Source organism: Litorivita sp. NS0012-18 (genome assembly GCF_040371945.1).
GTDB lineage: Bacteria > Pseudomonadota > Alphaproteobacteria > Rhodobacterales > Rhodobacteraceae > Litorivita.
Map to the genome: position 1 here is coordinate 130,471 of NZ_BAABWS010000003.1, position 19,739 is coordinate 150,209.

Annotated in this window: 18 protein-coding genes; 16 read left to right on the forward strand and 2 right to left on the reverse strand. The window is 62.2% G+C overall.

Annotated elements, in window-relative coordinates:
- The first annotated feature begins 125 nt into the window (after positions 1-125).
- The 3 genes from ABWV64_RS13640 (at position 126) to rpe (ending at position 3,091) form a co-directional block, all read left to right on the forward strand.
- The gene (locus ABWV64_RS13640) at positions 126-1,085 is read left to right on the forward strand and encodes a class 1 fructose-bisphosphatase (protein ID WP_353346189.1); all 960 of its coding nucleotides are present in this window, start codon (positions 126-128) and stop codon (positions 1,083-1,085) included.
- 159 nt (positions 1,086-1,244) lie between these two features.
- Positions 1,245-2,306, forward strand: coding sequence for a class II fructose-bisphosphate aldolase (fba, locus tag ABWV64_RS13645; protein WP_353346191.1), 1,062 nt, complete (start codon positions 1,245-1,247; stop codon positions 2,304-2,306).
- A 95-nt stretch (positions 2,307-2,401) separates the two neighbouring features.
- Positions 2,402-3,091: a ribulose-phosphate 3-epimerase gene (gene rpe / locus ABWV64_RS13650; RefSeq protein WP_353346193.1), complete on the forward strand. Its 690-nt coding sequence runs from the start codon at positions 2,402-2,404 to the stop codon at positions 3,089-3,091.
- 54 nt (positions 3,092-3,145) lie between these two features.
- On the opposite strand, the gene ABWV64_RS13655 is transcribed toward rpe, so the two are convergent.
- Positions 3,146-3,715 carry a LuxR C-terminal-related transcriptional regulator gene (locus tag ABWV64_RS13655; RefSeq protein WP_353346195.1) on the reverse strand — a complete coding sequence of 190 codons (570 nt, stop codon included), beginning with the start codon at positions 3,713-3,715 and terminating at the stop codon, positions 3,146-3,148.
- 139 nt (positions 3,716-3,854) lie between these two features.
- Between ABWV64_RS13655 and ABWV64_RS13660 the strand changes: the two genes are divergently transcribed.
- The 13 genes from ABWV64_RS13660 to ABWV64_RS13720 all read left to right on the forward strand — a co-directional run bounded on the left by ABWV64_RS13660 (position 3,855) and on the right by ABWV64_RS13720 (position 18,889).
- Entirely contained in the window at positions 3,855-5,174 is a 1,320-nt protein-coding gene (locus ABWV64_RS13660; protein ID WP_353346197.1) for an acetylornithine deacetylase/succinyl-diaminopimelate desuccinylase family protein, read from the forward strand.
- A gap of 5 nt (positions 5,175-5,179) precedes the next feature.
- The gene (locus ABWV64_RS13665; RefSeq protein ID WP_353346199.1) at positions 5,180-6,667 is read left to right on the forward strand and encodes an ABC transporter substrate-binding protein; all 1,488 of its coding nucleotides are present in this window, start codon (positions 5,180-5,182) and stop codon (positions 6,665-6,667) included.
- Between the two features lie 101 nt (positions 6,668-6,768).
- Positions 6,769-7,719 carry an ABC transporter permease gene (locus ABWV64_RS13670; RefSeq protein WP_353346201.1) on the forward strand — a complete coding sequence of 317 codons (951 nt, stop codon included), beginning with the start codon at positions 6,769-6,771 and terminating at the stop codon, positions 7,717-7,719.
- A gap of 62 nt (positions 7,720-7,781) precedes the next feature.
- Complete coding sequence (locus tag ABWV64_RS13675) at positions 7,782-8,612, forward strand: ABC transporter permease (protein ID WP_353346404.1); 831 nt, start codon at positions 7,782-7,784, stop codon at positions 8,610-8,612.
- Positions 8,609-10,216: an ABC transporter ATP-binding protein gene (locus tag ABWV64_RS13680; RefSeq protein ID WP_353346203.1), complete on the forward strand. Its 1,608-nt coding sequence runs from the start codon at positions 8,609-8,611 to the stop codon at positions 10,214-10,216. Before ABWV64_RS13675 ends, ABWV64_RS13680 begins: the two co-directional genes overlap by 4 nt.
- Positions 10,217-10,240: 24 nt before the next feature.
- Positions 10,241-11,704 (forward strand): aldehyde dehydrogenase family protein, encoded by a 1,464-nt coding sequence (locus ABWV64_RS13685; RefSeq protein ID WP_353346205.1) that lies wholly within the window; start codon positions 10,241-10,243, stop codon positions 11,702-11,704.
- A gap of 3 nt (positions 11,705-11,707) precedes the next feature.
- Complete coding sequence (locus tag ABWV64_RS13690) at positions 11,708-12,865, forward strand: winged helix-turn-helix domain-containing protein (RefSeq protein WP_353346207.1); 1,158 nt, start codon at positions 11,708-11,710, stop codon at positions 12,863-12,865.
- A gap of 77 nt (positions 12,866-12,942) precedes the next feature.
- Complete coding sequence (locus ABWV64_RS13695; RefSeq protein ID WP_353346209.1) at positions 12,943-13,686, forward strand: SDR family oxidoreductase; 744 nt, start codon at positions 12,943-12,945, stop codon at positions 13,684-13,686.
- Between the two features lie 61 nt (positions 13,687-13,747).
- The gene (locus tag ABWV64_RS13700) at positions 13,748-14,509 is read left to right on the forward strand and encodes an energy-coupling factor ABC transporter ATP-binding protein (RefSeq protein ID WP_353346211.1); all 762 of its coding nucleotides are present in this window, start codon (positions 13,748-13,750) and stop codon (positions 14,507-14,509) included.
- Positions 14,490-15,098 carry a CbiQ family ECF transporter T component gene (locus tag ABWV64_RS13705; protein ID WP_353346213.1) on the forward strand — a complete coding sequence of 203 codons (609 nt, stop codon included), beginning with the start codon at positions 14,490-14,492 and terminating at the stop codon, positions 15,096-15,098. The genes ABWV64_RS13700 and ABWV64_RS13705 overlap by 20 nt, the downstream gene beginning before the upstream one ends.
- Positions 15,099-15,247: 149 nt before the next feature.
- Complete coding sequence (locus ABWV64_RS13710) at positions 15,248-15,787, forward strand: biotin transporter BioY (RefSeq protein WP_353346215.1); 540 nt, start codon at positions 15,248-15,250, stop codon at positions 15,785-15,787.
- A 314-nt stretch (positions 15,788-16,101) separates the two neighbouring features.
- Entirely contained in the window at positions 16,102-17,124 is a 1,023-nt protein-coding gene (locus ABWV64_RS13715) for an aspartate-semialdehyde dehydrogenase (RefSeq protein ID WP_353346217.1), read from the forward strand.
- Positions 17,125-17,230: 106 nt separating this feature from the next.
- On the forward strand, positions 17,231-18,889 hold the full coding sequence (locus tag ABWV64_RS13720; protein ID WP_353346219.1) for a DUF4139 domain-containing protein: 1,659 nt from the start codon (positions 17,231-17,233) through the stop codon (positions 18,887-18,889).
- Between the two features lie 129 nt (positions 18,890-19,018).
- On the opposite strand, the gene ABWV64_RS13725 is transcribed toward ABWV64_RS13720, so the two are convergent.
- On the reverse strand, positions 19,019-19,663 hold the full coding sequence (locus ABWV64_RS13725) for a carbonic anhydrase (RefSeq protein ID WP_353346221.1): 645 nt from the start codon (positions 19,661-19,663) through the stop codon (positions 19,019-19,021).
- Positions 19,664-19,739: the final 76 nt, after the last annotated feature.

Here is a 19,739-nt window from a genome sequence, read left to right on the forward strand (position 1 = left end):
GCGCGAGATCGTGGTTTAACACCGCTTGAAGGCTTCGGCGCGCGCACCGACGCGATACCGACGCAATACCGACGTTATACCGACAGGGGTTTTTCGCCCCCCGTCGCGCAGTTTGAGAGAGCCACATGAGCCAGCCCGTCATCGCCCCCGACCATATTCCCGCCGATCTTTACGACGTGATCGCCGCCCTTTGCACCACCTCGATCGAGGTCGCGGGCATCATCGCCAAAGGCCCGCTCGGCCAGTCTCTGGGCAGCCTCGTGGGCGAGAATTCGGACGGCGACGGGCAAAAGGCGCTCGACGTTCTTTGCGACGAAATGTTCACCGCATCGCTCACCCGCGAGAGCGTGCGCTGGTATGCCTCCGAAGAGCAGGAGGTCGTTAACTTGCTGAATGAAAAGGGGAAATATGCTCTGGCGATTGACCCTCTGGACGGCTCGTCGAATATCGATGTGAATGTCTCCATCGGCACGATCTTCTCGATTTTCGAGGCCAAGGATGACGCCGAGGCCAGCTTCTTGCGCCCCGCCTCCGAGCAGCTTTGCGGCGGCTATGTGGTCTACGGCCCGCAGACCGCATTGGTGGTGACTTTCGGCGCGGGCACACAGATGTATGTGCTTGATCCTGAAGCGGAAAAATACGTTCTGACCAATGAGAAAATGTCGATCCCCGCGACCTCGAAAGAGTTCGCCATCAACGCCTCCAACTACCGCCATTGGGTCAAACCGGTGCGCGATTACGTGGACAATTGCCTCGCCGGTGTGACCGGTCCGCATGGCAAGGATTACAACATGCGCTGGGTCGGCTCCTTGGTCGCCGAAACCCACCGCATCTTGAGCCGCGGCGGCATTTTCCTTTACCCGTCGGATGAAAGAAAAGGCTATGAAAACGGGCGCTTGCGCATGATCTACGAATGCGCGCCGATCGCCTTTGTGATCGAGCAGGCCGGAGGGCGCGCCACCGATGGCGAGACCCCGATTCTGCAGCGGCAGGCCACCACCTTGCATGGGCGCATCCCGCTGGTCTTTGGCTCTGCCGACAAGGTCACCCGCGTTGCCGAGCACCACAATATGCCCGCCGTTTGAGCCGATTGTCGCGTCCCCGAGAACGACGGGAAAAATGGTAGCGTAAACATCGGGCGAAATGCCCTCATGCCTGTGGCGCAAAGGCGCATGACATTGTAATCGAAGGTCAAAGCCGCGCGGGATCACACCCCGCCAAGACCGGACAAAAGGGATTTCACCATGGCACTTATCACTCTGCGTCAATTGCTCGACCATGCCGCCGAATACGACTACGGCGTGCCGGCCTTCAACATCAACAACATGGAACAGGGCCTCGCCATCATGCGCGCCGCCGAAGCCGTGGACGCGCCGGTGATCTTGCAAGCCAGCCGCGGCGCGCGCAACTACGCGGGCGACATCATGCTGCGCCACCTGATCCAAGCCATGGCGGAAATGTTCCCGCATATCCCCGTTTGCATGCACCAAGACCACGGCAACAACGAGGCCACCTGCACCAGCGCGATCCGCCACGGGTTTACCTCGGTGATGATGGACGGCAGCCTTGAGGCCGATGCCAAAACCGCCGCAAGCTACGAATATAACGTGGAAATTACCCGCGCTGTGACCGATATCGCCCATTGGGTCGGCGCCTCGGTCGAAGGCGAATTGGGCGTTTTGGGCAATCTGGAAACCGGCGAGGCCGCCGAAGAGGACGGATCGGGCGCCTCGGGCAAATTGACCCGCGACCAGATGCTCACCGACCCCGAACAATCGGTGGATTTCGTGCGCAAAACCAAATGCGATGCGCTGGCCATTGCCTGCGGCACCTCGCACGGCGCCTATAAATTCACCCGCAAGCCCGATGGCGAAATCCTCGCCATGAGCACCATCGAGGCGATCCACAAACGCCTGCCCACGACCCACCTTGTGATGCATGGCTCCTCCTCGGTGCCGCAGTATTTGCAAGACCTGATCAACGCCCATGGCGGCGAGATGCCGCAAACCTACGGCGTGCCGGTCGAAGAGATCGAAAAAGGCATCAAAATGGGCGTGCGCAAGGTCAATATCGACACCGATTGCCGCATGGCGATCACCGGCACCTATCGCAAAATCGCGCAGGAAAACCCCGACGAATTCGACCCGCGCAAATTCAACATCCCCGCGATGGAAGAGATGACCAAACTTTGCAAAGACCGCTACGAGCGCTTCGGCACCGCCGGTCACGCCAGCAAAATCCGCGTGATCCCGATGGATGACATGGCCAAACGCTATGCGGATGGATCGCTCGATCCCAAGGTCTGAGGCGGCTTTGCATCTGGGCATTGCGCCTGATGGGTTCTATATGGGGGGTGCGCTGCGGCGCGCCCCTTTTTCTTATCCAACCAGAGGCCACGCCCATGAGCTTTGACCGTTCCATCAAAATCGCCCCCTCGATCCTGTCGGCGGATTTCGCCAACTTTGGCCAAGAAATCCAAGCGATCGAGGCCGAGGGCTGTGATTGGGTGCATGTCGATGTGATGGACGGGCATTTCGTGCCGAACCTCACCTTCGGGCCGCCGCTGGTCAAAGCAATCCGCCCGCATATCAAAACCGTCATGGATGTGCATTTGATGATTTCGCCGGTGGATCAATACCTTGAGGCCTATGCCGAGGCGGGCGCCGATGTGATCACCTCGCATCTAGAGGCCGGACCGCATATCCACCGCACGCTGCAAGCCACCCGCGCCTTGGGGGCCAAGGCGGGGCTTGCGCTCAACCCCGCGACCCGCGCCGAAGAGGCCGAATATCTTTTGGATATGGTCGATCTGATTTGCGTGATGACCGTCAACCCCGGTTTTGGCGGGCAAAAATTCATCCATAGCCAGATCGACAAGGTCAAGAAGCTGCGCGCGATGATCGGCGACCGCCCGATCCATATCGAGATCGACGGAGGCATCACGCCCGAAACCGCGCCCTTGATGGCGGCGGCGGGGGCCGATGTTCTGGTTGCCGGATCGGCGGTGTTCAAAGGCGGATCGGTGCAAAATCCCGCGCCTTACGGCGAGAACATCCGCGCCATTCGCGCGGCAGCAACGGCGGCGCAATAAGCGTCAAGCCGTTTGAAAACAGGGCAGGGCGCGCGGGAAGCCGCGCGCTTTTTGCTATCCCAGATGCGACAATCGCGCCAACAGCGCCGAGGCATTGCGCACTTCGAATTTCTTAAGCAACCTTGCGCGCACGTCCTCGATGCTGCGCGGCGAGAGGCCCAATTCGCGGGCAATCTCCTTGCTGGTCAATCCGCGCGACAGGCCCGAAATCACATCACGCTCGCGCGGCGTCAGGCTTTGCGCGGCTTCGGCGCGGGCCAAGGGGGCAAAGCTCATCACCACCCGCGACAAAGGCGCATCGGGGGTCAGGGTTTGCGCGCGAAAGCGGAACCAGATCGGCTTGCCGCTGGCATGGCGCATGATGCGCTCGTCGCTATAGGTCGCCGCCTGTTTGAGCGGCTCAAGCCCGATATCGCGCACGCGGTCGAAATCGCCGCCCGACGGGTAAAGCATCCGAAAGCTTTCGCCTAATAATGCGGCACGCGGATAGCCGAACAATTCGGCAAAACGCGCGTTACAGGCGCGGATCACGCGATCCTCGCTCAAGACAATCCCGACCGGCGCGGCGTCAAAGGCCAAGAGGGACAGGGTTTGATCCGATATTTCGGGCGCGGATTGGGACACTGCGAAGCTTCCATAACGGGGGGCGGCCAAAGGGCGCCCGTGTTCATACGGTATTGAGACCGTATCGCAACCCGCGCAAGCTTGACCAGAGAAAATCGACATCCGGCAGCAAAGATGCGGCATAGCGGAGGCGCAAGAGATGGTCAGCGATACCGATCTGGGACAACGATTGAGCAAGGCGGTTTTGGCCCGCCGCGACGATTTGATTGCGCTGACCGGTGATTTGATCCGCATTCCGACGCTCAACCCGCCGGGGGAAAACTACCGCGAGATTTGCGACTACCTTGATCGCCGGTTGCTCAAATCGGGGTTCGACACGCGTCTCATTCGCGCCAAAGACACCCCTGGCGATAGCGAGAAATACCCGCGCTGGAACATCGTCGCGCGCCGCGAAGGCACCCGCAGCGGCGACTGCGTGCATTTCAACAGCCATATCGACGTGGTCGATGTCGGCAAGGGATGGACCACCGATCCGTTCGGCGGCGCGCTGATTGACGGCAAAATCTATGGCCGCGGGGCCTGCGATATGAAAGGCGGGCTGGCCGCCAGCATCATCGCCGCCGAGGCGTTTTTGCAGGTCTGCCCCGATTTCGCGGGGGCGATTGAAATCTCCGGCACGGGCGATGAGGAATCGGGGGGCTTTGGCGGCGTCGCCTATCTGGCCGAGCAGGGGTATTTCGACCCCAAACGCGTGCAGCATGTGATCATCCCCGAACCGCTCAACAAGGACCGCATTTGCCTTGGCCATCGCGGCGTGTGGTGGGCCGAGATCGAAACCCATGGCGAAATCGCCCATGGCTCCATGCCCTTTTTGGGCGATTGCGCCGTGCGCCATATGGGCGCCGTGGTGCGCGAGATGGAAGACAGCCTTTTCCCCGCGCTGGCGCGCAAACGCACCGACATGCCCGTGGTGCCCGAAGGGGCCAAACAATCGACGCTCAACATCAATTCGATCCACGGCGGCCAAGCCGAGGGCGAGGCCGATTTCACCGGATTGCCCAGCCCCTGCGTGCCCGATAGCTGCCGCATGGTGATCGACCGGCGGTTCTTGATCGAAGAGGATATCGACGAGGTCCAAGAAGAGATTCGCAGCCTGCTTGAAAAGGTCCGCGAAGGGCGCGAAAACTTCTCTTACGACATGCGCGAGATGCACCGCGTCTTGCCGACCATGACCGAAAAATCCGCCCCCATCGTGCAAACCGTCGCCAAGGCGATTGCCGAAACCTTCGGGCGCGAGGCGGAATATGTCGTGTCTCCAGGCACTTACGACCAAAAACACATCGACCGTATCGGACGCCTCAAGAATTGTATCGCCTATGGGCCGGGGATTCTGGACCTTGCGCATAAACCGGATGAATATGTCGGGGTGGATGATATGATCCAATCCGCACAAGTGATGGGCCGCAGCCTGATTTCCTTGCTGGTTCAAGGGGATGGCGCCGCCACCAACGGGGAGTGAACGACATGTTTAACAAAACCATCAAAGGCGCGCTGATGGGCGCGAGTATTCTGGCATCCGCCGCGGGCGCGGCATGGGCCGAACGCAGCGATCTGACCATCGCGATGCAGCTTGAGCCGCCGCATCTCGACCCGACCAGCGCCGCCGCCGGTGCCATCGACAGCGTGGTCTATTCCAATATTTTCGAGGGGCTCACGCGGTTTGCCTCTGACGGTTCGGTCATTCCCGGTCTGGCGTCGGGATGGGAGATTTCCGAAGACGGTTTGACCTATACTTTCACCTTGCACGGCGATGTGAGCTTTCATGACGGCACGGCGATGGACGCCGAGGATGTGAAATTCTCGCTCGACCGCGCCCGCGCCGATGACAGCAGCAATGCGCAAAAGGCGCTGTTTGCGGGGATCACCGATGTCGAGGTGGTGGACCCGCTGACGGTCAAGGTGACGCTGGCCGAACCCAACGGCGCGTTCTTGTTCAATATGGCGTGGGGCGATGCGGTGATCGTCGCGCCCGAAAGCATCGCGGATATCAAAACCAAACCCGTCGGCACCGGCGCGTTCAAATTCGTCAACTGGGTGCAGGGCGACAAAATCGACATCATGCGCAACGAGGCCTATTGGGGCGTCAAACCGGCGCTGGAAAAAGCCACGTTCAAATTCATCTCTGACCCCACCGCCGCTTTTGCGGCCGTGATGGCCGAAGACATCGACGCCTTTGCCGGTTTCCCCGCGCCCGAGAACCTGCCGCAATTCGAGGCCGATCCGCGGTTTCAGGTGCTCGTCGGTTCGACCGAGGGCGAAACCATCTTGTCGACCAACAACAAAATGCCGCCCTTTGATAACGTCAAAGTGCGCGAAGCCGTGGCCCATGCGATTGACCGCCAAGCCATCATCGACGGGGCCATGTTCGGATATGGCACCCCGATCGGCACCCATTTCGCGCCCCATCACCCCGACTATGTCGATCTGACAGGGCTGAGCACCTATGATCCCGAATTGTCCAAGAAACTTTTGGCCGAGGCCGGTTTCCCCGACGGGTTCAAAACCACCCTCAAACTGCCGCCCCCCTCCTATGCGCGGCGCGGCGGAGAGATCATCGCGGCGCAACTGCGCGCCGTGGGGATCGAGGCCGAGATCAGCAATCTCGAATGGGCGCAATGGCTGGAGCAGGTGTTCAAGGGCAAGGATTTCGGCCTGTCGATCGTCTCGCATACCGAGCCGATGGATATCGGCATCTATGCCAATCCCGATTATTACTTCCAATATGACAACCCCGAATTCCAAGGGTTGATGGGTGAGTTGACCTCCGAAAGCGATCCGGCCGCGCGCTCGGCTTTGCTCAAGCAGGCGCAAGAGATGATCGCCGAGGATTACGTCAACGGCTATCTGTTCGAATTGGCCTATCCCACTGTTGCCAATGCGAAAATCAAAGGCCTTTGGAAAGACGCGCCGACGCAGGCCGTCGATTTGACCGGCGTAAGCTGGAGCGATTGATCGCGCCATTTCGGCGGCGCGCCGCAGATGAAAACGGGCAGGGGCGCACCATGCGACCTTGCCGCCACAAGGCCTAATTCCCCTCTCGCCATAGGACGCTGATGCTGCGCTATTTGCTCAAACGTGTGTTGTCTTTGGCGCTCTCGCTGGTAGTGGCCAGCGCGGTGATCTTCCTTTGCATCGAAGTCGTGCCCGGCGATCCGGCGGCCTATATGTTGGGGCTGAACGCGCAAGAGGACACTTTGGCCGCGCTGCGCGCCGAACTGGGCCTCGAAGGCTCGACGCTCTCGCGCTATCTGTCGTGGGTGGGCGGCATGGTGCAGGGCGATTTCGGCACCTCCTACACCTATCGCACCCCCGTGGCCGAAATGATCGCAGAGCGGCTTTGGGTCTCGCTGCCGCTTGCGCTTTATGCGTTGGCGCTCTCGACGCTGATCGCCTTTCCCGCCGGTATCTGGGCGGCCTCGCGCCGCGGCAGCCTTGCCGATTACGGGGTGATGGGCGTGACGCAATTGGGCGTGGCGATCCCGAATTTCTGGTTTGCGATGCTGATGGTTCTGGTCTTTGCGATCAATCTGCGCTGGATGCCTGCGGGCGGGTTTGCCGGATGGGATGCGGGGGCGTTTGCGGCGCTCAAATCGCTGACCCTGCCCGCGATTGCCTTGGCCTTGCCGCAGGCGTCGATCTTGGCGCGGGTCATGCGCTCGTCGCTGCTTGATACTTTGGGCGAGGATTTCATTCGCACCGCCCGCGCCAAGGGCCTCACCCGCGCGCAGGCCCTGTGGCGGCATGCGCTGCGCAATGCGCTGATCCCCGTTCTGACCATCATCGGGCTACAGTTTTCCTTCCTTCTGGCCGGTGCGATCATCATCGAGAATGTCTTTTACCTGCCCGGTTTGGGGCGGTTGGTGTTCAAAGCCATCTCGGCGCGCGATTTGATCGTGGTGGAAAGCGTTGTGATGCTTTTGGTCTTTGCGGTGATCATGGTGAATTTCGCCGTCGATGTCGCCTATGCCGTGGTCGATCCGCGCCTGCGCAGGGGGCGAGGATGAGCGATCTGCCCGCCAATACAGCCCCCGCTGCCGCCCCCGCAGCCGCCAGCGCGCCAAGCCTCATGCGCCGCGCCTTGGCCAACCGCTCGCTGGTGCTCGGGCTGGTCTTGACGGTGTTTTTCACCGGCATGGCGCTGATCTCGCTCATCTGGGTGCCCTACGACATCACGCAGATGCATATCGCCGACAAATTGCACCGCCCCGAAGCCGCGCATATCCTTGGCACCGACCATTTCGGGCGTGATATTTTCTCGATGATCATGGTCGGCGCGCGCACCTCGATTGCCGTGGCTTTGGTCGCGGTGGGCATCGGTATGGGGCTGGGCGTGCCGCTCGGGCTTTGGGCCGCCGCGCGCAAAGGATCCTTGATCGATGAGCTGATCATGCGCGGCAATGATCTGGTTTTCGCCTTTCCGTCCTTGTTGATCGCGATCATCATCACCGCGATTTTCGGGGCTTCTGCGCTCAATGCGATCATCGCCATCGGCATATTCAACATCCCCGTTTTCGCGCGGCTGACGCGTTCGGGTGCGCTGTCTTTGTGGACCCGCGATTACGTGCTGGCCGCGCGGGTGGCGGGCAAGGGGGCGGCGCGGATTTCTGTCGAGCACATCTTGCCCAATGTCACCAACCTGCTGATCGTCCAAGGCACCATTCAATTTTCGCTCGGCATCCTTGCCGAAGCGGGGCTGAGCTATGTCGGTCTTGGCGCGCAGCCGCCGGTGCCCAGTTGGGGCAGGATGCTGGCCGACAGCCAGACGATGATTTCCTTCGCGCCGCATCTGGCGATTTTTCCAGGATTGGCGATTTTGCTGACTGTGTTGGGGCTGAACCTCTTGGGGGACGGGCTGCGCGATCTGTTTGATCCGCGTCTGCGGCGGGGGCGCGAATGAGCGATCTTCTGACCATCGAGGGCCTAAGCTTGTCGATCCACGGCGCGCCGATCCTGCGCGACGTCTCGCTCGGCGTGGGCGCGGGACAGATTGTCGGCGTCATCGGCGAAAGCGGCTCGGGCAAATCCATGACCGCCTTTTCGGTGATGCAGCTATTGCCGCGCGGCGCGCGCACGGCTGGGCGGATCACCTTGGACGGGCAGGAGATTTTGGACCTGCCCGAGCGCGATCTTTGCGCCCTGCGCGGCGAGACGGTCGGCATGGTGTTCCAAGAGCCGATGACCGCGCTCAACCCGCTCAAAACCATCGGCGATCAGGTGGCCGAAACCATCATGATCCATGAAAACACCACGCGCCGCGCCGCGATGATGCGCGCCCGCGAGGCCCTCGCCCGCGCCGAATTGCCCGAAGAGAAATTCGCGCTGACCCGTTATCCGCATGAGCTTTCCGGCGGGCAGCGACAGCGCGTGGTGATCGCCATGGCCATCGCCTTGCGCCCTAAATTACTGATCGCCGATGAGCCGACAACCGCCCTCGACGTCACGACACAGGCGGAGATTCTCAAACTGCTCAAACGGCTTGTGCGCGAGGATGGTATGGGATTGTTGCTGATTTCGCATGATCTGGCGGTGGTTGCCGATATGGCCGATCACATCGTCATCATGCGCCGCGGCGCGGTGGTCGAAGACGGCCCGTGCCCCGCGATTTTCGGCGCGCTCAAACACCCCTATTCGCTCGCGCTGCTCAAGGCCTCCGATCACAGCCCCGCCTATTCGGGCAGGCCATCGGAGGCGCCGCTGTTGGAACTGCGCGCGGTGGTGCGCGACTATCCCACGCGCAGCGGCGGGATATGGGGCAAAGCGGGGTCTTTTCGCGCCGTCGATAACGTCAGCTTCACCATCCGGCGCGGCGAGAACCTTGGCCTTGTCGGGGAGAGCGGCTGCGGCAAATCCACCCTGACCCGCGCGATCCTCGGGCTTGAGGCGGTGCAGGGCGGCGAGATATTATTGGACGGCGCGCCGGTCATGCAAAACGGCCGCGCCAGCCGCGACATACGCCGCCGTATGCAGGTGGTGTTCCAAGACCCCTACGGCAGCTTTAACCCGCGCCACCGCGTCGCGCGGCTGATCTGCGAACCCTATCATTTGCTCGCCGATCCGCCCAAGGGCGCGGCGCGGCGCGCGGCGATCACCGAGGCGCTCGAAGCGGTGGGGATGCAGGCCAGCGACGCCGATAAATACATCCACGAATTTTCCGGCGGGCAGCGCCAGCGCATCGCCATCGCCCGCGCGCTGATCATCAAGCCCGACCTGATCATTCTGGACGAAGCGGTCAGCGCCTTGGATGTTTCGGTGCGCGCGCAGGTCTTGGACCTTCTGGCCGATCTTTCCGCACGTTTCGGGCTGACCTACCTGTTTATCAGCCATGATCTGAGCGTGGTGCGCAATGTGTGCGACCGCGTTTTGGTGATGCAACAGGGCAAGATCGTCGAGCAGGGCGAGACCGACCAGATTTTCGGCGCGCCGCGCCAAGACTACACCCGCCGCCTGATGGAGGCGGCGCCGCGTTTGCCGCAGGCGGCAGGAGAACAGACCGGCCCGTAATTTCGGGGCCAAAGGGAGGAAGACATGCGCGAGACATCGCAAGATCTGGATCTGTGGTTCGACCCGTCCAAATGCCTGATCGGCGGGCAATGGTGCGCGCCAGCGCTGGGCGGCACTTTGCCCCTGTGGGACCCGTCCATCGGCGCGCGGATCAGCCAGATCGCGCGCGGCACATCCGAGGATATCGATGCCGCCGTTGGTGCCGCGCAGGCCGCGCGGGCGGGCACATGGAGCAAATGGACGGCGGCAGAGCGCGGGCGGTTCCTGCTCAAGCTGTCTGCTGCGGTTCTGGCGCGGGCGGATGATCTGGCGCGTATCGAGGCGATCGACGTGGGCAAGCCGCTCAAACAGGCGCGCGCCGATGCGCTGGCGCTGGCGCGTTATCTCGAGTTTTACGGCGGCGCGGCCGATAAGCTGCACGGCGAAACCATTCCCTATCTTGATGGCTACACGGTCTATACCCTGCGCGAGCCGCATGGGGTCACCGGCCATATCGTGCCGTGGAACTACCCGATGCAAATCATCGGTCGGTCGGTCGGGGCGGCTTTGGCGGTGGGCAATGCCTGTGTGTTGAAACCGGCGGAGGATGCCTGCCTGACCGCTTTGGCGTTTGCCGATCTGGCGCGCGAGGCGGGGCTTCCTGATGGTGCGCTCAATGTGGTGCCGGGGCTGGGGGCAGAGGCGGGCGCAGCCCTGAGCGCCCATCGCGGCGTCAACCATATTTCCTTTACCGGATCGGTGGGCACAGGCATCGCCGTGCAAGAGGCCGCTGCGCGCAATGTGGTGCCGGTGACCTTGGAATTGGGCGGCAAAAGCCCGCAGATCGTGTTTGACGATGCCGATCTGGAGGCGGCTTTGCCCTTTTTGGTCAATGCGGGCATCCAGAATTGCGGGCAAACCTGCTCGGCCTCCTCGCGCATTTTGGTGCAGCAAAGCCGCTATGACGAGGTGCTGGAGCGGATGGCCGAACGCTACGCCGCCCTGCGCATCGGTGCGGCCATGGCGGATCTTGATGTCGGGCCGCTCATTTCGGCCAAACAAAAAGCCATCGTCAGCGGCTATCTTGATCAGGGCCGTGATCTGCAGATCGCGGCGCAGGCCACGCTCGGCGATCTGCCCGAGGGCGGATATTACGTGCCGCCCACGCTGTTTTCCTGCGCGTCAGGCGATCATATCCTCGCCCAGTCCGAGGTCTTCGGCCCCGTGCAGGTGGTGATCCCCTTTGGCGACGAAGAGGAGGCGATGGCCATCGCCAATGGCACCGAATATGGTCTTGTGGCCAGCCTGTGGACCCGCGACGGGGCACGGCAGATGCGGGCGGCCAAGGCCCTGCGCGCGGGGCAGGTCTTCATCAACAACTATGGCGCGGGCGGCGGGGTGGAATTGCCCTTTGGCGGCACCGGCCATTCGGGCCACGGGCGCGAAAAGGGCTTTGAGGCGCTCTACGGCTTTAGCGTGCTCAAGACCGTCGCGGCCTATCATGGGTAGCCCATGAGCGCGCGGCTCCATATCCCCAATGCGCAGGCGCGCCATCTGTGGCTGGCGGTCAATGATCTGGCCGCAGCTCCTGTGGGCGATGTGGATGCGTTGACGGCGATCCGGCGGCTGGGTTTTTTGCAGATAGACACGATCCGCAATGTCACCCGCGCCCATAACCATATCCTGTGGTCGCGCAACCGCCGTTACCGCGAGGGCGATCTTTGGCCGCTGCTCAAGGGGCGCAAGCTCTTCGAGCATTTCACCCATGATGCCAGCTTGATCCCGACCGAGACCTTGCCTTTGTGGCAAGTGCAATTCGCGCGGCTCGGGGCCAAGGTCGCGGCCTATGAGTGGTTCAAATCGGGGCTGGGCCAAAAGCAGATCGCAGAAATTCGCGCGCGCATCGAGCGCGAGGGCGCGCTATCGACCCATGCCTTTGATACCAAATCCGAAAGCCGCGAGATGTGGGCGCGCCCGCCGCATAAAAAGGCGCTCGATCAAATGTGGTATGCGGGGGATTTGGCGACCAGCCACCGCGAGAATTTCATCAAATTCTACGATCTGGGCGAACGGGTTTTCGCCCCCACCGAGGCGCCGCCCGAAGATGAGGCGCTCGGCGCGCTGCACGCCGATGCCTTGCGCCGCCTCGGGGCGGCGAGCACCGGCGAGGTGCAACGGTTTTGGGGCGTGGCAACCGCGGCGGAGACCCGCGCTTGGGCGGCGGCGGCGGATCATGTCGCGGTGCGCATGGAGGGCGCCGACGGGCGTTGGCACGATGCGATGGCCGCGCCCGATATCGAGGCGCGCCTTGCCGCGCTGCCGCCCTTGTCGGGGCAAATCCGCCTGCTCAATCCCTTCGATCCGGCGATCCGCGACCGCGCGCGGCTCGAGCGGCTGTTCGGGTTCGAATACCGCAACGAGATGTTCGTGCCCGCCGCGAAACGGCTTTGGGGCTATTATGTCTATCCGCTGCTTGAAGGGGACCGTTTTGTCGGGCGTATCGAAATCAAGGGCGACCGCGCATCGGGGCAAATGACGGTGACGGGGTTTTGGCCCGAGGCGGGGGCGCGTTGGGGCGCGGGGCGGCGCGCGCGGCTGGAGGCCGAGCTTGGCCGTTTCGCCCGTCTGGCGGGGCTGCGCCTTGTGATCTGGCAAACTCCGGCGCCGTAAAGACGGCAGAAACATCAACGGCGCACAGTGGCACGGGGCGCAGTGGCATCAAAGAGGCATCATTTAGGGAGAAGACCATGAGACTTGAGGGGAAAACAGCCATCGTCACCGGCGGCGCCAGCGGCTTTGGCGCGGGCATCGCGCGCAAATTCATCGCCGAGGGCGCGCAGGTGATGATCACCGATATCAACGAGGCGGGCGCGCAGGATCTGGCTCATAGCCTTGGCAAAACTGCCCATGCTCTGGGCGGCTCTGTCGCCGATCGCGGCGATGTCGAGCGGTTGCGCGACCGCGCGATAGAGGCGATGGGCCGCGTCGATATTTTGGTCAACAATGCGGGCGTCACCCATTTGCCAACGGCGTTAGAGGAGGTCAGCGAGGACGATTTCGACCGCGTGTTCGCCGTCAATTGCAAATCCATCTACTATATGGCGCAGACCTTCGTGCCGGTGATGAAACCGGTTGCTGGGGTGATCTTGAACGTGGCCTCGACGGCGGGGCTGAGCCCGAGGCCAAAGCTCAACTGGTATAATGCCTCCAAAGGCTGGGTCATCACCGCGACCAAGGCCATGGCGGTGGAGCTTGCGCCGCAAGGCATGCGGGTCAATGCCCTGTGCCCTGTGGCGGGCGATACGCCGCTTTTGGCCAGTTTCATGGGCGAGGACACCCCCGAGATGCGCGCCAAATTCCTCTCGACCATCCCCTTGGGCCGGTTCTCGACCGCCGAGGATATGGGCAATGCGGCGGCCTTCTTGTGCTCAAACGAGGCGAGCATGGTCACCGGCGTGTGCATGGAGGTGGACGGCGGGCGCTGTATCTAGCGTTGCAGTGCTGGCAAGAAGCCAGTGGCGCGGCACTGAAAATCACGCTATCTGGCGGCGCATGACGGATCACACCCCACAGCAAAGCGGCGCCTTTGTGCGCCTGCGCGGCCTGCAGTTGCAGCGAGGCGGCGCGGCCTTGTTTGACGGGCTGGACATGGCGGTGACGGCGCGGCGTGTGGGGATCGTGGGGCGCAACGGCGCGGGCAAAAGCCAGCTTGCGCGGCTCATCGCGGGGCTGACCGAAGCGCAGGCGGGCGAGGTGTCGGTTTGCGGCGTCAAGGTCGCCAAGGACCGCAAGGGCGCGCTGGGCGCGGTGGGGATATTGTTCCAAAACCCTGATCACCAGATCATCTTTCCCACCGTCGAAGAAGAATTGATGTTCGGCCTCAAAGCGCAAGGCACCGCCAAGGCGCAAGCGCGCGCGCAGGTGCGCGCGATGCTCGACACCGTTGGTCATGGCGATTGGGGCCCGCGCGCGGTGCATACGCTCTCGGGCGGGCAGCGGCATTTGGTTTGCCTGATGGCGGTGCTTTTGATGCAGCCCAAGGTGATCGTTCTGGACGAGCCTTTTGCCGGTCTTGATCTGGCGGCGCGGTTGCGACTGGCGCGGCTTTTGGAGGCGTCCGATGCGATGATCTTGCATATCTCGCATGATCTGGAGGCGCTGGAGGGCTATGACGAGGTGCTCTGGATCGACCGCCCTGCGGGGGCGAGCGCTCCGGCCTATCTGCGCGCGCAGGGCCCTGCGGCTGCGGTGCTGGCGGATTACCGCGCGGAAATGCAGCGGCGTGGAGACGGCGATGATTTCTCTGACCTCTGAGCAGCGCACGCTTTATCACGATTGGCGCGCGGGGCCGAAACTGGCGGCGATGTGCCTGTTTACTTTCGGGTTTTTCTTTATCGATGGGCTGCTTTGGGCGGGCGTGGCTTTGGCTGCCGTTGTTGCGCTTTATCTCGCGGGGGGGCTGCGTTTTGCGCGCGAGGGGCTGCGCAATTTGCGGCCTTTGGTGTGGATTTGCGCACTGATCTTCGGCTGGCAGGCGCTGTTTGGCGATGCGGTCTTGGGTGCGGTGGCGGTGGTGAAGCTGGCGGCGGCGGTGGGATTGGCCAACTTGGTGACGATGACCACCCAGCTCGCGGCGATTTTGGAGGTGCTCGAGCGCGGCATGAAACGTGTCGGCATTGGCGCGGCGGCGCGCGGGCGGGTGGCCTTGGCCGTGGCTTTGGTGATCCGCTTTATTCCGGTGCTGGGCGAGAAAGGCACGCATCTGGCGCAGGCATGGCGCGCAAGATCACCCAAACGCGCAGGCTGGCGCTTGGTCTTTCCCTTTGCTCTGGTCGCTCTGGACGATGCCGAGCAGGTGGCCGATGCCATCCGCGCCCGCGGCGGGGTGCCCGAGGCGGACTGACCTCTCCCCATCGACCGCTAGGGGGATGTTTGCGCAAACTTGCGGAAAATACGGTATTGGGTGCTGGGCATCCCGTCTGGAGTAGAGTAAACGGACGCTGAAACAGGATCGCGGGAATAAATCCCCCGCGCCGGACAAGGGACATCACCATGGAACGCAATATCACTCTTATCGCGCTTTTCGCAGCATTGATCGCAGCACTGGCCATGTTGCCGAAACTCATGTTGGCCAGCGGTGTGCCGATCACCGCGCAAAGCCTTGGCATCATGCTGTGCGGCACGATTCTTGGCGCAAAACGCGGTGCTTTGGCGGTTGTGCTCTATCTGGCGCTGGCGGCGGCGGGTCTACCGATTTTGGCGGGCGGCAAAGGCGGTCTGGCACCCTTCGTGGGCATCACTGGCGGCTATCTGGCGGGCTTCGTGGCGGCGGCCTTTGTGACCGGCCTTCTGGCGCAGGCATGGCGCGCCAAGGGCGGCTTTGTCTGGCCGACCGTTGCTGCCGTGATCGGCGGTATTGTCGTGCTGCATATTCTTGGCATTATCGGCATGGCGGCTTCGGCGAATGTCAGCCTCCTGACTGCTTCGGGCTGGGCCGTACCCTTCTTGATCGGCGATGCGATCAAGGCGGTTCTGGCGGGTCTGATCACCTATGCGGTGATGCGCGCGCGGCCGAATTTGGCACAGGCCTGAGAACCATCGCCTCAAGGCGCACTTGCGAGCGCGCGGTCCCCAAGTGGGCCGCGCGTTTTGCGTTTCAATGGGTATGGCTGCGCAGGTGGCGGCGGGGGGAGCCTCCGGCGGGGATATTTTTGAACCAGCAAGGCGGGCGCGGGGCGCTGCGGATTTGGCATGAGAGGCCGCTTGCCGCGAGGAGCGGGGGCGAAAGCGCAAGGCGCTGCGGGGCGCGCGGCCACGGCGCTGATGTGCAGGTGCAGAATCCCCTTTATTCCATGGCGCGGCTGCGCTATGTGCGCCCTTGCCTCTAAAATAAGGAGCACTCTTAGATGGGCTATAAAATTGTCGTCGTTGGCGCCACCGGTAATGTGGGCCGCGAAATGCTGAATATTCTGGCCGAGCGCCAGTTCCCCGTGGACGAGATCGCCGTCTTGGCGAGCCGCAAGTCTTTGGGCACGGAAGTGAGCTTTGGCGACAAGACATTGACCACTAAGGATCTCGATACGTTCGATTTCACCGGATGGGACATCGCATTGTTCGCTGTCGGGTCGGAAGCGACAAAGATTTACGCGCCAAAATCGGCGGCGGCGGGCTGCGTTGTGATCGATAACTCGTCGCTTTATCGCTATGATCCTGAGGTGCCGCTTGTGGTGCCCGAGGTGAACCCCGAAGCGGTTTTGGGCTATTCCAAAAAGAACATCATCGCCAACCCCAATTGCTCGACCGCGCAGATGGTTGTGGCATTGAAGCCTTTGCACGATCGCGCGCGCATCAAACGCGTTGTGGTCAGCACCTACCAATCGGTGTCGGGCGCGGGCAAAGAGGGGATTGACGAGCTTTGGGACCAGACCAAATCGATCTACAATCCGACCGATGACAAACCGGCGAAGAAATTCACCAAGCAGATCGCCTTTAACGTCATTCCCCATATCGATGTCTTTATGGAAGACGGATCGACCAAGGAAGAATGGAAGATGGTCGTCGAGACCAAGAAGATCATCGACCCGTCGATCAAGGTCACCGCGACCTGCGTGCGGGTGCCGGTTTTCGTCGGCCATTCCGAGGCGATCAACATCGAGTTCGAAGACCACCTCGACGAGGACGAAGCGCGCGATATCTTGCGCGAGGCGCCTGGTGTTATGGTGATCGATAAGCGCGAAGATGGCGGATATGTCTCGCCGGTGGAATGCGTTGGCGATTATGCGACCTTTATCAGCCGCATCCGCCAAGACAGCACCATCGACAACGGCATCAACCTGTGGTGCGTGTCTGACAACCTTCGCAAGGGCGCGGCGCTCAATGCGGTGCAGATCGCCGAAACCTTGGGAACGCGGGTTCTCAAGAAGGGCTGATTTTCGCCGATATGTGATTGCAAAGGGGGTGCCGCAAGGTGCCCCCTCTTGCGTTTTGGCGCGCCTGTGCGAGGCTGCAGTCAAGGTAATGCGAAAGGCGCGAGCGATGAAACGATTGAATTTTATGATGGGTCTGGCCTTGGCGGCATTGCCTGCTGCGGCCCCGACATTGGCTGCGGCAGAGGATTTCGTCATCGCCAGCCGCGTTGTCGCGGCGACGCTTTATCCTGACGGCGGATCACTGGAGCGCAGCGCGTCATTCGATGTGCCTGCGGGCACGCATGACTTGTTGATCGGTGATTTGCCGGTCCAGATGTCGGGCGATTTTCCGCGCCTGACGGTGAGCGGCGCGGTGATGGGGACAGTGCGCTTGCGGACCGATTATGTGCCGCCGCGCGATAAGGGCAAAAGCGCGGCGATTGCAGCCGCCGAGGATGCGGTGACGGCCGCCGAGGCAGAGCTTGCCGCCGCCGAGGATGCCCGCGCGGATGCCTTGCTCGCCCGCGACGCAGGTGAGGCGCGGTTGCAGTTTTTGGCCAAGCTGGGCCAAGGCGATGCCCCGCAGCCAAGCGATGAGTTGCGCGCACTCTCGCAGATGATCGGAGAAGAGACCGCCGCCGCGCGGCAATCCATTCTCGTGGCCGAGCGTGAGGCGCGCGCGCTTGAGCCTCGACTGGAGGATTTGCGCGAGGCTCTGGCCAAGGCAGAGGCGGCTTTGGCGGCATTGGATACCGAAGCGGGCCGCCGCGCGTTTTTGGCCGTGACAATCACCGCCGAGGAGGCCGCACAGGGCACGGTGACCTTGCGCTATGCCGCGCAAGACATGCGCTGGGCACCGGTATATGATATCCACCTGACGCGCGGCGACGCGCCGAAGATTGTTTGGGATCGGTTCGCCGTAGTCACCCAAAACAGCGGCGAGGATTGGAACGATGTCGCATTGACCCTGTCGACGGTGCGCCCCTCGGGGCAAACCGATCCGCGAGAGGTCTATGCGCAGCAGTTGCGGATCGAGGATCCGGCGGTGGCCCCAATGGTGCGCAAACTCGCGGCGCCCGAAGCAATGAGCGATATGGACATGAGCGGCATGGCTGTGTCTGAAGCGCCAGTTCTTATGGAGCCGGTAGCGGCCCAGATGGGGTTTGACGGGATCAGCTATACCTACCGCTACCCATCGCCGGTGAGCATCGCGAATAACGCGGATAATCTGCGCATCGGGATGGGCCGTTTGGAGGCCAAGGCCGGATTGATCGCCCAAGCGGTGCCGCGCTATGATCAAACCGCTTTCCTCGTGGCGCAATTCACCAATGATAGCGGCGAGTTGATCCTGCCGAGCGGTATGTCCTCGCTTTATCTGGACGGCACATTCGTTGGGCGCAGACCGACTCAGATCGTGGCGTCGGGAGCCCAGAGCAGCCTGTCTTTCGGGCCGCTTGAGGGGCTGCGTCTGACGTATCATGTGCTGGGCAGCGCCGAGGGCGACCGCGGTGTGATCAGCAAATCCAACCGCCGCGAAGAGAGCGTGCGCATGAGCGTCGAGAACCTGACCGCGCAGGCGTGGGACATGCGGCTTATCGACCGCGTGCCCTATAGCGAGCAAGAAGACCTCAAGATCACATGGCGCGCCAGCCGCACCCCGAGCAAGCAAGACATCGACGGAAAACGCGGCGTGATGGCGTGGGAATTCGAAGTGCCCGCAGGCAAGAGCGAAGAGCTGGAGTTGGAAACCGTGATCACATGGCCCGAGGGCAAAGCGCTGCGGTAAAGCTCTGCGCCGCGCGGGGCGCGGGCAAAAAAATCAATGGGGGCGACGGCTTGCCTGCCGTCGCCCCCATTGCATTCGCGTGTTGCGCGCGCCGCAGCTTTTGCACAGCGGCGGCGCTGGCGCGAGGGATCAGACGGGGCTGAACCCTTTGCCGTCATATTGCTCCAATCCGCCTTCGCCGATGTCGTTCCAAAGGCCGTGAAGGGTCAATTCGCCCGCATCCACGGCCTCTTTGACAAAGGGGAAGCTCATCAGGTTTTCGAGCGAAGTCACCACCGAGCGTTTTTCCAAGGCGCGCACGCGCTCTTTGGGGTCCGCGATGTCTTTGACCATCTCGTAGCCAGGGCGCAAGATGTCCATCCAACGCCCGACAAAGGAGGTTTTTTCCTCAAGCTCGGGCGCATCGCCAGTGCACATATCCATGCAGCCTTGCACCCCGCCACAGCTGGAGTGGCCCAGCACCACGATATGCGCGACCTTGAGCGCCGTAACCGCATATTCCACCGCCGCCGATGTGCCGTGATGATCGCCATCAGGCTCATAGGGCGGCACGAGGTTTGCAATATTGCGGTGGATGAAAAATTCGCCCTGATCCGCGCCGAAAATCGCCGTCACATGCACGCGGCTGTCGCAGCATGAAATCACCATGGCGCGCGGGCGCTGCCCTTCGTCGGCCAAACGGCGATACCAGCTTTTGTTCTCGTCATAGGTCGTGGCTTTCCAACCGTGATAGCGTTGAACGAGATAGGTGGGCAGCGGTTTGGTAAAGGGCATGGGTTTGTCCTCATGGGTCTCGGGTTGCCGCGCTAAAGCGCGCAGCCGCCTTATAAAAAGGCGGTTCCCTGCAAAT

Excerpts from the sequence above, each read along its gene's own strand:
- ABWV64_RS13640 (WP_353346189.1), top strand. The coding sequence starts at position 126 with ATGAGCCAGCCCGTCATCGCCCCCGACCATATTCCCGCCGATCTTTAC.
- fba (WP_353346191.1), top strand. The coding sequence starts at position 1,245 with ATGGCACTTATCACTCTGCGTCAATTGCTCGACCATGCCGCCGAATAC.
- rpe (WP_353346193.1), top strand. The coding sequence starts at position 2,402 with ATGAGCTTTGACCGTTCCATCAAAATCGCCCCCTCGATCCTGTCGGCG.
- ABWV64_RS13660 (WP_353346197.1), top strand. The coding sequence starts at position 3,855 with ATGGTCAGCGATACCGATCTGGGACAACGATTGAGCAAGGCGGTTTTG.
- ABWV64_RS13665 (WP_353346199.1), top strand. The coding sequence starts at position 5,180 with ATGTTTAACAAAACCATCAAAGGCGCGCTGATGGGCGCGAGTATTCTG.
- ABWV64_RS13670 (WP_353346201.1), top strand. The coding sequence starts at position 6,769 with ATGCTGCGCTATTTGCTCAAACGTGTGTTGTCTTTGGCGCTCTCGCTG.
- ABWV64_RS13675 (WP_353346404.1), top strand. The coding sequence starts at position 7,782 with ATGCGCCGCGCCTTGGCCAACCGCTCGCTGGTGCTCGGGCTGGTCTTG.
- ABWV64_RS13680 (WP_353346203.1), top strand. The coding sequence starts at position 8,609 with ATGAGCGATCTTCTGACCATCGAGGGCCTAAGCTTGTCGATCCACGGC.
- ABWV64_RS13685 (WP_353346205.1), top strand. The coding sequence starts at position 10,241 with ATGCGCGAGACATCGCAAGATCTGGATCTGTGGTTCGACCCGTCCAAA.
- ABWV64_RS13690 (WP_353346207.1), top strand. The coding sequence starts at position 11,708 with ATGAGCGCGCGGCTCCATATCCCCAATGCGCAGGCGCGCCATCTGTGG.
- ABWV64_RS13695 (WP_353346209.1), top strand. The coding sequence starts at position 12,943 with ATGAGACTTGAGGGGAAAACAGCCATCGTCACCGGCGGCGCCAGCGGC.
- ABWV64_RS13700 (WP_353346211.1), top strand. The coding sequence starts at position 13,748 with ATGACGGATCACACCCCACAGCAAAGCGGCGCCTTTGTGCGCCTGCGC.
- ABWV64_RS13705 (WP_353346213.1), top strand. The coding sequence starts at position 14,490 with ATGATTTCTCTGACCTCTGAGCAGCGCACGCTTTATCACGATTGGCGC.
- ABWV64_RS13710 (WP_353346215.1), top strand. The coding sequence starts at position 15,248 with ATGGAACGCAATATCACTCTTATCGCGCTTTTCGCAGCATTGATCGCA.
- ABWV64_RS13715 (WP_353346217.1), top strand. The coding sequence starts at position 16,102 with ATGGGCTATAAAATTGTCGTCGTTGGCGCCACCGGTAATGTGGGCCGC.
- ABWV64_RS13720 (WP_353346219.1), top strand. The coding sequence starts at position 17,231 with ATGAAACGATTGAATTTTATGATGGGTCTGGCCTTGGCGGCATTGCCT.
- ABWV64_RS13725 (WP_353346221.1), bottom strand. The coding sequence starts at position 19,663 with ATGCCCTTTACCAAACCGCTGCCCACCTATCTCGTTCAACGCTATCAC.